Genomic DNA, 13827 nt, shown 5'->3' with positions numbered 1-13827 from the left:
GAATAAATATGTAAGTGATGATTATATTATTATGGCTATAAATTCAATTAATTAGTTAGCAGGATTTGAACAATACTAAGAATTCCTATATTATTATTTAATAAATATTTCGACATTTATCGCGTTAGCGGTGATATTCTACACTGAAGGAGTTCAAAGTATGACCAAAAAGCATCGAAAACTATCTGTAGGCGAAATCATCAAACGTTTTATTTTCATCACCCTTGGAGCTGTCCTGATGGCAGTTGCCCTGGAAATATTCCTTGTCCCTAACACCATTATTGATGGTGGGATAACCGGTATTTCTATCGTATTATCCAAAATCACCCCGATTGCACTCGGCGCATTCCTGTTCATCTTTAACCTTCCGTTTCTGTTTATTGGTTATAAGCAAATAGGTAAGACATTTGCCTTATCGACTCTGTACGGTATTATCGTGTTATCTGTTACAACTGTTTTGCTTCACGATGTTCAACCATTTACTAATGAGAAGATTCTAGCCGTTCTATTCGGCGGTCTAATATTAGGTTTTGGGGTTGGTCTGGTAATCCGCTACGGCGGAGCGCTTGACGGTACTGAGATCGTAGCCATTCTACTCTCGAAGAAGCTGCGTATCCCGGTTGGTCAAATTGTTATGTTCATTAACGTGTTTATTTTTATTGTGGCTGGTTTCGTGTTCGGAGCTGACTCAGCAATGTTCTCTATTTTCACCTATTATATAGCAGCGAAGGTTATGGATATTGTTGTAGAAGGTTTGGACGAGTCCAAGTCTGTTACAATTATATCCAGTGATTATGAAGAGATATCTGATGCAATTAACGATCGTTTGGGACGCAGTACAACCATGTTATATGGTAGAGGAGGATACTCCAAGGAAGAGACTCAAATGATTTATTGCGTAGTTAACAGACTTGAGGTTTCCAAACTGAAAACGGTCGTTCAAGAGATCGATAAGAATGCGTTTATTTCTATTCAAAATGTTGCAGATGTTCTTGGCGGCAGTGTTGTGAAAAAAGATATTCATTAAAAGAATATAATAAGAAACAAACAACCCTGTTCGTGGTTATTCCACCGAACAGGGTTGTTTGTTTCAGAGCCTCATTTTCGCACTTCAAAAAATTCACATTCTTCACGTTTATGATAACCGAGCGAGCTGACACCTGATTGAGTAACGATCGTGTCACTTGTAAAGCGAATAACGATCGTTCCGGAATCGACGAGATGATTGTCTTTAAATATCCGGATCTTATACTTGCGATCCACTGCTTCCTGAAAATCTTGATCTGTATTCAGGGGTCTGACGATGGGCATAAGTTCGCAGCCTCCTTCAAGATAGTATTATCGTAATTACAGTGGGGGATGGGTGTGGCATTTGCGGCAAACGGGGAAATAAGTATCGTTTCCACCAATTACGATTTGTTCACCACTATATACAGGCTTACCATCCTTTAAACGAAGGTTCATTGTTGCTTTGCGTTCACAAAACCAACAAATGGTTTTCATTTCCTCGATTTTATCAGCGTAGAGAAGCATGTAACGACTACCTTCAAAAAGCTGATTCTGAAAATCGTTTTTCAGTCCGAATCCCATCACGGGAACATCTAGTTCATCTACAATTCGGACAAGCTGGAGTATGCTATCCTTGGTAAGAAATTGACATTCATCGACGAGAATGCAGTAAGGTTTTGGCTGATGTCTCTGAACGATTCCGAATATATCCGTATCTTCTTTGATTGGAATAGCTTGTCTTCTCAGACCTATACGAGATGAAACATAGCCGACTTCATCCCGATGATCTAAAGCTGAAGTAAATATTAGAACCGGCTTATTCTGTTCCTCATAGTTGTGTGCAACTTTCAAGATTTCAATTGATTTCCCGCTGTTCATTGCTCCGTATTTGAAATATAACTGTGCCATTCTCATTTCCTTTCCCGTTAAACATGTAAGCCAGACCCTATTTTCTCATTATCAGGCTGTATGTGTAAACAACAAATCTTATGAAATATGTAGAGACTTCGTCTTATTTTGTAAGAATATGATTTTCTTAATTTATCTGTTCAGAACACCTAATATGTTATAACATATGGAAGGGAATTATTTGTATAAATATGTATGCGAAGTATAGGAGTGATTGAGTTTGTCGATTAAAATTTTCAAGCTCCTGTTTGTTCCGTTCATAACTATTTTCATTACTTTCTCATCTTTAAGTTTAGATAGACATGTGAATTTTGCGCTTTTGTTAGTGACAGCATTTTTATTTGTAATGAGTATGGCTCTGGATCGCGTATATCCCCAAATACTACCTTTTCAATTTATGTTTCTGGGAGCTTTCCATTATGCCAGTAGCTTGAATTGGTGCATTCTTCTCTATTATATTTTGATCATTAATATGGTACAACATAAACAAAAGTTTAAAGAAACGATGTCGATTGCGCTACTTCTAGTCTTTCAATATTCGTTCATTCGAATGCAATATTCTCCTCTGAATAGTTACACGATACTTGTAATATTTTTTGACATCATAGCATCATTTGTGGTGAGTATAACATTTCATATCTTTATCAGGATTGAATTTGAGAAGAAATCATTAACCAAACAGAATGCTTACCTCATCAATCACGATCCCCTCACCGGTTTTTTAAATTATGAAGGCTATATGAAAAAAGTACAGAATCTTATAGAAAAGAACTGGCACTTTCAACTTATACTGCTCGATATTAACAACTTCAAATCTTTAAATGCCAAAGATATTACCTCGGCTAACGAGATCTTAATCAATTTCTCACGATCCATCAAGAATGACTTTCCGAATATGCTTGGAGCCGCTCGGTATGCAGGAGACCGCTTTGCGATTCTTCTTCCTAAGGGGGATAAAGTTAAAGATCTAATGTCTTTTGATGAGTTAGGCATACAGGTTACCTACAGTGTGACACGATACCCTCAAGATGCATCAACATTCCAAGAAGTTATTAGTATGGCTGAAGAACGAATATTTCAAATGCGTAGAGAAAGCTGGCTTAAAAGCCAGGAAGAATTTATGCGCTCGGCTAAAATGAAAACAGTAGGCGAATTAGCGGCGGGCATGGCTCATGAAATACGAAATCCTTTAACTTCTATTAAGGGGTTTGTCCAGCTCTCCAAAATTCAAAATTATAATATTGAACCCTGGTATGATGTCATCATGGGTGAAATTACGAGGGTGGGTGAGTTAACTGCAGAGTTTCTCCAGTTCTCCAAACCTCATGTTAGCAACATGAAATTGGATTCTCTCCGATTTTGTATGACCAGAGTGTATTCTTTATGTGAATCCGAGGCAGCATCCAGAGGACATACATTCACAACAGATATTCCAGAAGACCCAGCTATGGTATTTATGGATAGAGACAAGATTATTCAGGTGTTGATCAATCTGATTCGTAACGCTTTTCAGGCTATGGAGACCACAGGTAATGTTCATTTCTCGTTGCGTATCGATAAGATGGCAGCAATTATTCAAGTACAAGACACGGGTAAAGGAATCGCTAAGGATGTCATTGATCAGATTTTCGATCCTTTTTATACAACAAAAGAAGAGGGGACAGGACTAGGACTATCATTATGCCAAAAAATCGTTGAAGATCATGGGGGATCAATTTATGTATGCAGTGAAATAAATATAGGAACTACATTTACCGTACGATTACCGTTATCGGAAGAATCGGAAATTTTATAAAAAAAGGTTCCTGGCGTTTTTCATGCCAGGAACCTTTTCAATTATTAAATGTTAACTTCAACCAGCCATCCGAATGGATCTGGAATTGTGCCACGTTGAATACCTGTTAGTGTATCGTAAAGTTTGCCGGAGATATCACCAGTTTTACCATCAGCTATAACCAGTTTTTCCTCGTTCCAGTAGAGTTCACCAATCGGAGAGATAACTGCAGCCGTACCCGTACCGAACGCTTCTTCGAGAGCTCCGCTTTTCGCAGCATTAGCCAGATCTTCAATAGCGATTGTACTTTCTTCTACAGGGATGTCCCAATGACGAAGTAGTTGAATGATAGAATTGCGAGTAATACCATCTAGTATACTTCCGTTCAATGCAGGGGTATACACGGTTCCATTAATCTTGAAAAAGACGTTCATGCTTCCAACTTCTTCAATATATTTGCGATGGACCCCATCAAGCCACAGTACCTGAGAATAGCCTTTTTCTTTTGCGATTTCTTGTGCTTTCAAGCTCGCAGCATAGTTTCCTGCTGTTTTCGCTTCACCGATTCCGCCTTTAACCGCACGTACATAATCATTTTCCACATATATTTTAACCGGATTTACACCCTCAGCGTAGTAGTTACCTACCGGTGACATAATGATTATAAATTTATATTGTGTCGAAGCATCCACACCAAGTGCTGGTTGAGTTGCAATGACAAACGGCCGGATGTATAAAGAAGTTCCTGGCGCTGTAGGAATCCAGTCTTGATCTATGGCGATTACTCTTTTTAGTGCTTCGAGGGCGAACTCTTCATCGATTGCCGGCACACCAAGTCGTTCATTTGAACGATTTAAGCGTTGGAAGTTTCTTTCTGGTCTGAAGAGTAGAACTTTACCTTCTTCGGTTTTATAAGCTTTCAATCCTTCAAAGATAGTCTGACCATAATGAAATACTTTGGCAGCAGGATCGAGTACAAGCGGTTGATAAGGTACGATACGAGGATCATGCCAACCTTGAGAATCGTTATAGTCCATTATGAACATGTGGTCTGTGAAATGAATACCGAAGCCTAACTCATGTTGAAGCGGTTTTTGCTTTTTCTTTGTTGTTGTTTGAATTTCTATCGTTCTAGCCATTGTTTCCATCGCTCCCTAACAGATTTATTCTTACATTGAATGCTACCACTTTAAAAGGTATATTTAAAGTATCTCTTTTGTTTGATAATTATACCATTTAGGTATGGATGGGTGGTAGGGAATGTGGACTTGCGACAAATGAAGTATTTCCTAGCTATTGCAAGGGAGGGTCAGGTTACTAGAGCGGCAAAAATCCTCAATATGGAGCAACCGCCGCTTAGCCGGCAATTAAAGTTGATGGAAGAAGAGCTCGGCGTAAGGTTGTTCGATCGAACCTCCAAACGTTTAACGCTGACGGACGCAGGAGAACTTCTTAGACAGAGAGCAGAAATTCTATTGGCTCAGTTTGATGAAACAGTAAGAGAGGTTAAGGAGCTAGAAGAAGGGATACGAGGGGTCCTATCCCTTGGATCGGTAGTATCTTGCATTTCCTTACTACCAAAAAGAATACAAATATTTCGGGCAAACTATCCTCAAGTAACTTTTAAAATAATGGAGGGTGACCACGTATATTTGGGTGAACTTCTTCAGAAAAGAATTATCGAACTTGTTGTTGCTAGACTTCCGTTTGAGGCTGTGACCCACATAGATCACTACGAAGTACTACCTTTACCTTCTGATCCATATGTAGCCGTCATTCCAAGTACATGGATACCTCAGATAGGTAAGAGAACGGTTAAAATGAATGAATTAGCCCCGTTTCCATTTCTCACCTTAAAGACAGATAAAACAACCAGAATGCACGAACAGGTGATGAATGAGTGCAAGCGACATGGATTTGAACCGAATATCATATGTGAATGTTCAAGTGTATCTATTATCATGTCATTAATTGCTAGTGGCATTGGAGTAACCATTTTTCCTAGATCGGTAATGTCATCGTACCCGGCGAACTTTGTTCAGATCCTTGATATTGAAGATGCAGATTTTCAATCCGAAGTAGGGATTGTATGGCTTAAAGATCACTACATATCCAAGAGTGCACAGCGGTTCATTCAGAGTTTTAAAGAAGAATAGAAGAGATACTAAATACTATATTGAGGTGGGAAATCGATGATTTTGCATATCTTGAATTATTCGACGTGGAAACAAACATTACTTGATGGAGAATATGCCCCTTCCAGTTTGGATAGTGAAGGATTCATTCACTGCTCAACAACAGATCAGGTGTTAGGTGTAGCGAATTCTATATATAAAGGAAAATCCGACTTGTTTCTGATGCTCATTGACGAAGATAAAGTCGAGTCTAATGTTGTATATGAAGACTTATACGATTTAGGGAAGCTCTTTCCCCATATTTATGGACCGCTAAATATTGATGCTGTGATCAAGATTGTGGAATTTCCAGCTGATGAAGAAGGGAACTTTAAATTACCAGCTGAAGTGCTTGGATGAGGTTTTTACAATGATTGCATCAGACAACTGGAGATCGAAGTGCGTGACAGGTATTCCTAGTCTTATTCGCACTTAAGATCTCCAGTTTTTTGTGTTTGATTTATGGAAATATACTTTCTATTTCTCCTGATTCAGTACACGTACTTGGTAGGGATGAAGTGTAATCGTATTATGTACGTTTTCCTGGTTCCATACATCAACCATAGATCCGTTCATATCCAACCGGATATCATGATCTGATTCATTAATTAGGAAAATGAGTTCTCTTCTGTTTTTGTCCGTTCTCATCGTTACTTCCACTTCGGCAGGAGGCACCATATTCAATAGTGGTGATAATCCGATATGACTGCAAAGGAAAGCGATAAAATCCTTATAGAACAGATCCTCCGCAAATGTGGCAATGAACCAGCATTGTCCGTCCCCCTTTTCATGCTTCGTAACCGCAGAGTAATCTGTATACCATATATTCTGAAAGCTTCCTTCGGTTTGGGCAGTAGTAGGTTGAATTAGTTCACTGAAAATACCGCCTTTATAAGTCCGTCCTTGCCAGCGAAACTGAACCTCATTATCTTTGCTGGTGGTAGCTACCTCCAAAGTGCGTACTCCCAAAAGCTCTATCATACCGGGGTGTAAACGTTCCTTGAAATAGCAAGCTTGTTCATTCTTAATGCCGCTCATGGGGTGAAAGACAACAATACCACCTTGTTCTGTGAAAATGTGGAGCTTGCTCACCAGTTCATCGTCCACAATGGGCAGCATCGGGACGAGTAACAGTTTGTAGGATGAAAAATCACTTTTTCTACCCACAGCATCGCAATTATGCCCAAGCAGTCGCACTGTATGATACAGCATATTGATCTGCTTAAGATAAACGCTGCTGTCTCCTGTCCAAGGGGATGGATGCTCTACATGCCAGCGGCTTGGAAAATCATACAGCACCGCAATATCACTGACGACATGTGTGTCTCTGAGCATTGGCGCGATGCCTGATATTTTTCTTCCGATTGCTTTACATTCTTCATACATTCGAGTTGGTTGTCCGTCAAAATCAGTTATTGCTCCATGGTTCTGCTCACTGCCGAAAGGGAATCGCTTCCACGGGAAATAGAATACGCCATCCGCACCATTCGCAATCGTATGCATGGTTAATCGTTCGAGTTCACCGGGGGCAGGTGTATTACCCATGGCACCCATAATGGCGTGACCTTCATTACGCAGCTCATATACGTGAAAAGGAGCATTTTTAAAGCTGCGGTTCGCTGCTAGTCCGAATGAAAGTACCCGAGCGCGTTCTCCATAGGGAGGATAATAATTTGTTCCGGTGACATCCAGATACTTGGCCATTTCGTAGTTGTCAGTACGGTTGTTCCATGGCATCTGGTTATTGGTTGTTATGTAAGATCCATTACTCAGATGAGGACGTACCGCTGCTGCAAGAAGCTCTACAATCTCAATGTTGCATGCACTTCGGAATTTACGCCAGTCTTGAATAAAAGAAGGGTTATAATCCGCTTTGGTCACTCGTGGAGTCGGTATTTGCCCGAAATGATCATATTCCATCGACCAAAACACGGTCCCCCATAGCTTATTAAGTGTCGCGATATCACCATATTGATGGACTAACCAATTCTGCCATTTTTCCTGACAGAGACTGCAGTGGCAGTCTGGTTCATCACCAATTTCATTATCCAGATGCCAGCCGATCACTTCTGGATAACTGCCAAACTTCTTGGCCATCTTTGCGGCAAGCGAAAGCGACTTCTGCCTTAGAGTAGGATGATTAATACAGAAGGTATATCTGCTGGCATGTTCAAGCCGAGTTCCGTTCTGAACTTGTATAAATAGAGAAGGGTTATGTTCACTTAGCCACATTGGAATCGTACGTATAGGAGGACATAGAACGAGATGAATGTTGTACTGTGCTGCTAGCTGAATGAATGCATCAAGCCATGAAAAATCATACATTCCATCCTTGGGCTCAAGTCTGTTCCAGGCAAACTCACCTACACGAAGAGCGTTTATACTTGCGGCTTTCATTAGACGTAAATCTTCCTCCCAGCGGTCTGCATCCCTATGTTCTGGATAATAGCATGCCCCATATAACAATTTGAATACACCTCTTTTGTCATTGTCAAAATCATAACTGAATACTATAATAAAAAGGAGTATATATAAAGCGAACATTCTGAACATGGGTATAACAAATTGAAACATCAGTCTTAAATCCAAACACAGAAAGGATAATTTCCGATGGATTACAATGCTGCGAAACGTCCTAACATTATTTTTATTATGAGTGATGATCATGCTGCCCACGCGATTAGCTGCTACGGAAGTAAAATTAACGAAACACCGAATATTGACCGAATTGCCAACGAGGGTGTGCGTTTTGATCAGTGCTTTTGTACAAATTCAATATGTACACCAAGTCGTGCGAGCATATTAACAGGTACATACAATCATGTAAACGGTGTCAAGACGTTGTCTGACAGGTTGGATGGTAGACAAATGACAGTGCAAAAACTGTTAAATGAGGATGGTTACCAAACGGCGATGATCGGAAAGTGGCATCTAGGGCACGGCGGAAATAGCGATCCAACCGGATTTGATTTCTGGAGCGTATTGCCAGGGCAAGGGGATTACAATGACCCTAAGTTTTATGAAATGGGAAAGACCATTCAAGAAGAAGGCTACGCCACCGACGTTATTACTGATAAGTCGATCGATTGGATAGATAAGCGGGATAAGGATAGACCTTTCTTCTTAATGTGTCACCATAAAGCGCCTCATCGTCCATGGATTCCGGATAAGAAACATGCCCATTTGTATGAAGATATCGATATTCCAGAGCCGGAAACATTTCATGATGATTATTCAAACCGTGCAAGTGCTGCCGCAGCAGCGGAGATGCGAATTGACCGCGACTTGACGAAGACGGATTTGAAGATGGATCCTCCTGCGGATTTGGAAGGAGATGCACTAAAAAGCTGGAAATACCAACGATACATTAAGGATTACTTGCGATGTATTGCCTCTGTAGATGATAATGTGGGCCGTTTGCTCGATTATTTAGATGAAGAGGGATTGAGCGATAACACCATGGTTATATACACATCTGATCAAGGCTTCTTTCTGGGCGATCACGGCTGGTATGACAAGCGGTTTATGTACGAAGAGTCGCTGAAAATGCCTTTTGTAGTTCGTTATCCTCGTGAAATTCCGGCTGGGCAAGTAAGTAAACATATGGTGCTTAATGTTGACTTCGCTCCAGTTTTCCTTGATTATGCGGGAATACCTGTGCCTGACTCGATGCAAGGTGTAAGCTTCCGCCCGATTCTTGAAGGGGGAGTGCCGGATGGCTGGCGCACTTCAATGTACTATCGTTACTGGATGCATATGTCTGAGCATAATGTGTATGCTCATTACGGTGTTCGAACCGATCAATACAAATTGATCTACTATTATGCTGATGCGTTAGGCTCTGCTGGTGCGACGGATGAACCCAAGACGCCGGAATGGGAACTGTTTGACTTGAAGAAAGATCCATACGAGATGATTAATGTTTATCATGATCCGGATTATGAACGTGTTGTATATGTCTTAAAGCAAGAACTGGACCGTTTGCAACAAGAGGTGGGTGATCAGCCTTATGTGTGTTCGGTTAAATAGCTGAAGTTGATCATTAAAGGGGCCGCAACTCAAGTCTTGACCTAAGAATTGCGGCCTTTTTGAATGCGATTATTGATTTCACTTATATTTGTTTATTTGACTGATTGGTATTTGAGACTGAAATTGTTAATTTAGAAATGGTTGTAAACGCTTACGATGATTTGGGGGGGAGGAGACTTAAGCCGGCAATATCCAGGAATGGACAATAATAATGGAGGTGTATGATGATCGTTAAGTTCAATCGGGTAAGGAAGATCTCATTCTATTTAGCTCTCTTTATGATGCTTCAATGGGTTATCCCTTTAGGAACGTCTTTGGAATATGTCAAAGGGGATACCCCTCAGAATGAGGCTCTTATTCAATTTGGAGATTTTGAAGCGGGAGAAGAATCCGTTACCGTAGATCAGGCGGAGGTCGATCATTTTTATTCAAAACTCAATAATTATGAAATGGTATCCTCCTTGGATGTACTCAGTGGAGCCTATGCACTGAAGCTGGGTAAGGATGCATCACTTCCGGAGAAGATTGCCTATTCAAAAAAGGATTTAAAACCGGATACCAACTACCGAATTACCTTTGCAGCGAAGGTCGCTGATACGAAGAGTACTTTAGGTTTTCAAATATCAGGTTATAAGAATAATGATCCAGCTGACCGGAATAATGTAATGAACTTTATAGAACATACACAGATCAAGAATGGGAAATGGTCGACATTTTATTATGACTTCGAGACGAGCGAGCAAGCAACAAGTGCTTATATTGAATTTTCGACTCGCGCTGGAAGCACTGCATTCGTGGATGATGTGGTCTTAATAGACTCAGGACCGACAGACCCGAAGCCTCTTGAACCTGAATTATCCAGAGGAAGCCAGTTGTTTATTGAGAAAGGCCTGCAGTTCCAGGCATGGACTGCAACGGATGAAGCCGTGGAACTGAGAAAATGGATGAAATATCCCTCAGCAGAGGATGTAATGGACATGGGATTGACTGCCCTCCAGTACAATGATGCGCCAAACTACAATTCCGTGTTGCACGAGCAGCTTCCCAATTTGAAATGGGGAGTGGCATTTGGCCCGGAGGCCAGACATTTATCTAGTTCGTATTTCGATCAGGAAACAATTGCAGCGAACGATCCGAACAAAACGGGTTCCCCAACGCCGGAGCAAGTGAACAATGGCTTTCTGACATCGGAACAACTTGCCAATGTTATGAATTTAGTGAACTTTGGTTTTGGCGATGAAGAGAATTACTCAGATACACTTATTCAAATTCTTAAAGACTGGTTTGAAGTTTCTAAGCAGCATTATCCGGATGTCCTTGTTCATCATAATCAAGTGGGAAATACCCCGCCTGCGCAAATGAGCTTGATCTCCACCTTTAATGAGCAAATGCTGCGTAAATATATGCGAACGGCCAAACCGGACTTTTTATCCTATGACATGTATTACTGGCGTGAAGCTAGAGAGTCCCAGGAAGTCGGAGGGACGGTCATACCTTTCTATGACGATTTAAACAGGTATAGAAAGGTAACCTCAGAGGGTTATGACGGTACAGGTAGTTCGCCCATTCCTTTCGGGAAATACATGCAGGCTTGGAGAACGGGTCCTGGGGCGGCAACACCGGAGAAACGGGGTGACGGCTGGTATGAAATGACAGAATCCCAGATGAATCTTGAGGCCTTCGCGAACTGGACTTTTGGAGCCAAATGGTTAAGTATCTTCCGCTGGCTGGACGACAACCCGGGGTATCTGTTTACCGATTCAAGAGTCGACGAGGACGGGAATCCCGTTAAATATCATATCTACGATCAGTTTAAAGAGATGATCAGGCAGAGTAAAAATTTAGGTGAGCATCTTGTCCGCATCAACAGCACAGATGTCGTTATCGTACCCGGGTTCCACAAAGATAACGGAGAGACCGTTCGGAACAATAGACCTGCGGGGAATGCGGAATGGAGTAAGTCAATAGATCAGGCTTATATCGATACAATCGAAGTGGTGAATACAGGGTCAACGAATGAAGGCCTTCAAGGTGATGTGTTTATCGGATATTTTGACCCCTTGCCTGGGATCGATACGACGCAGTATTTCACCTCAACAGCGCCGAAATACTTCATGCTGCTGAATGGTCTAACTAGCGGTGAAGGATTGCCGCCAGAAGCTCAAAGGGGATCAAGCTCCGAGACAAGACAGGAAATCACTTTGACCTTTGATTTAAGCAAAGGGATCGATCCGAATAAACTCAAGAAAGTAAGCCGCTTAACAGGTGAAGTTGTTTCTGTTCCTTTGAAGCCGCTTGGCAATGATCAGTATGAACTTACGACGCTCATCGGTGGAGGGATGGGGGATTTATACTTCTGGGAGCTTGGCGACAGCAATCGAGAGTCATACGTCTTGGAAGAAGACCCGAGTGACTTCAGGCTCACGGGAGATCCCGAATATGCGAATACGCGTGAGATTCGTGATTTGAACGGGCAGACGGTTACCATTGGATGGATTAAAGATACGTACAGTCCTATACCTCAACAGTACAAACATATTGATTTTGCGTTCACTAAGGATGCGGATGGGAAGCTGCAAATGAAGAACGGTGATATAGGAACGTATTTCTCACGGGATTATGAGCTAGATCTCTGGAATAAGCGGATAGAGCGGATTCAGAAGGAAAGCCATGTGAATATTCAATTTGTTCCCGATATGGAGTGGACGAAGGAAGAGCTCATCAACCGGGTAAGGTCAGTTAAGTCGGGCCACGTGGACGCGGAACTTCCGGATATTTTGATCGTGCCGGATGAATGGACGTGGAGCGGATTAATACAAGAAGATATGATTATGCCAGCGAGCATGTTTAACGAATTCAATTTCGATGAACGAAAATGGAATAAGGCGTACAAATCCATGACGACAGTGAATGACAAAATCTATGGCATGTATGCTGGCCCGACGATTGGCGGAACCGGGCTGTTCGTTAATAAGACGCTTCTCACTTCGATAGGTGTCAGTGATGATCTTATGAATCTGCAGCAGCAGAACAGCTGGGACTTTAGCAAACTCAAAGAAATTGCCGCAACATTTAAGAATAACCCGCAGAATGAAGGCAAATATTTGATTGCGGATACTGATGAATTATTCCGTCAGATGCTATACTCTAATGAAGCTGCACCTGGAAGTCTTACCATACGGAAAGGAAAGGACCTAGCTCAGTACTTACGTAATTTTATTACAACCGCACAGTTATATAGTGATTGGATGAAAAGCGGCTTAATTGCCATCAAACCTGAAGGTTCGTCAGATGATTGGTATGTTGAACAGTTTAGTAAAGGAAATGTGTTGTTCATGGTTCGCCCTTATAACAAAACGGTTGAACAGCTTAAGGTTTCTTATAAAGTGCAGGATGCCACTGTTGAAATGCAGGATGGTATGTATCTTGGTAAACCCTCTAAAATTCCAGTCATTGTTGATGCAAGCGAATCGATCATACCGGATGGTGAGTATGCCATGCCTCAAGATTCGTGGGTATTCCTGATGTTCCCGAAAGGACCGGCGGCTAAGGAATATCAATCAATGTTAGAATCTCCATCCTATCCCGTTATGCTTGCTTCTGCCACGAGCCCATCTGACGCTGCGTATGTCTGGAATTTATTGACCGAAGAGTATACGGGCGTTGCTTACACGAGATTTTTAAAGACTTATTTAAATCAAAGATCTGCGGATATGAACACGCTGCAGCGAATTGGTTTGAAAGAAGGCGTATGGGATGCTTTGAGTGGAACGGGATTATGGAAGGAAGAAATGAAAGCATCCGTTATGCCAAGATTGCAAGACGGTAAAGTGAATCCAGGATTGTATTCTGGAATCAACAAGCTGTTTAGGTATTAATACAAATATTGCAGAAGACTATTTCCATAATATTGGGGATAGTTTTCTGCTATTT

10 protein-coding genes are annotated in these 13827 nt (G+C 41.4%); 6 read left to right on the top strand and 4 right to left on the bottom strand.

The genetic code is table 11. From position 1 onward, the window contains the following. The first annotated feature begins 160 nt into the window (after window positions 1-160). On the top strand, window positions 161-1027 hold the full coding sequence (locus tag ACFQV5_RS10465; RefSeq protein WP_379246410.1) for a YitT family protein: 867 nt from the start codon (window positions 161-163) through the stop codon (window positions 1025-1027). Between the two features lie 71 nt (window positions 1028-1098). On the opposite strand, the gene ACFQV5_RS10460 is transcribed toward ACFQV5_RS10465, so the two are convergent. After that, a complete protein-coding gene (locus tag ACFQV5_RS10460; protein WP_379246408.1) occupies window positions 1099-1311 on the bottom strand; it encodes a hypothetical protein in 213 nt (70 codons plus the stop codon). A gap of 36 nt (window positions 1312-1347) precedes the next feature. Beyond that, window positions 1348-1917, bottom strand: coding sequence for a thymidine kinase (locus ACFQV5_RS10455; RefSeq protein ID WP_379246406.1), 570 nt, complete (start codon window positions 1915-1917; stop codon window positions 1348-1350). A 472-nt stretch (window positions 1918-2389) separates the two neighbouring features. Here ACFQV5_RS10455 and ACFQV5_RS10450 point away from each other — a divergent pair, with 472 nt between their 5' ends. After that, window positions 2390-3712: an ATP-binding protein gene (locus ACFQV5_RS10450; protein WP_379246404.1), complete on the top strand. Its 1323-nt coding sequence runs from the start codon at window positions 2390-2392 to the stop codon at window positions 3710-3712. A gap of 44 nt (window positions 3713-3756) precedes the next feature. Here the strand turns inward: ACFQV5_RS10450 and ACFQV5_RS10445 are convergent, their stop codons facing one another. Then, the gene (locus tag ACFQV5_RS10445; protein WP_379246402.1) at window positions 3757-4830 is read right to left on the bottom strand and encodes a branched-chain amino acid aminotransferase; all 1074 of its coding nucleotides are present in this window, start codon (window positions 4828-4830) and stop codon (window positions 3757-3759) included. Between the two features lie 123 nt (window positions 4831-4953). On the opposite strand from ACFQV5_RS10445, the gene ACFQV5_RS10440 reads away from it, so the two are divergent. Further along, window positions 4954-5847 (top strand): LysR family transcriptional regulator, encoded by an 894-nt coding sequence (locus tag ACFQV5_RS10440; protein ID WP_379246400.1) that lies wholly within the window; start codon window positions 4954-4956, stop codon window positions 5845-5847. Between the two features lie 36 nt (window positions 5848-5883). After that, window positions 5884-6225, top strand: a complete 342-nt coding sequence (locus ACFQV5_RS10435) for a DUF952 domain-containing protein (protein ID WP_379246398.1) — start codon at window positions 5884-5886, stop codon at window positions 6223-6225. 117 nt (window positions 6226-6342) lie between these two features. Here the strand turns inward: ACFQV5_RS10435 and ACFQV5_RS10430 are convergent, their stop codons facing one another. Further along, entirely contained in the window at window positions 6343-8409 is a 2067-nt protein-coding gene (locus tag ACFQV5_RS10430) for a beta-galactosidase (protein WP_379246989.1), read from the bottom strand. A gap of 66 nt (window positions 8410-8475) precedes the next feature. Here ACFQV5_RS10430 and ACFQV5_RS10425 point away from each other — a divergent pair, with 66 nt between their 5' ends. Continuing rightward, window positions 8476-9894, top strand: coding sequence for a sulfatase family protein (locus tag ACFQV5_RS10425; RefSeq protein WP_379246396.1), 1419 nt, complete (start codon window positions 8476-8478; stop codon window positions 9892-9894). 221 nt (window positions 9895-10115) lie between these two features. Next, a complete protein-coding gene (locus tag ACFQV5_RS10420; RefSeq protein ID WP_379246394.1) occupies window positions 10116-13772 on the top strand; it encodes a hypothetical protein in 3657 nt (1218 codons plus the stop codon). Window positions 13773-13827 lie beyond the last annotated feature (55 nt).

The organism is Paenibacillus sp. GCM10028914 (assembly GCF_042666275.1).
In the GTDB taxonomy this organism is placed as follows: domain Bacteria; phylum Bacillota; class Bacilli; order Paenibacillales; family Paenibacillaceae; genus Paenibacillus_AQ.
Note: the sequence above shows the minus strand (reverse complement) of the source record. Positions and strands in the feature narration are given on the sequence as shown.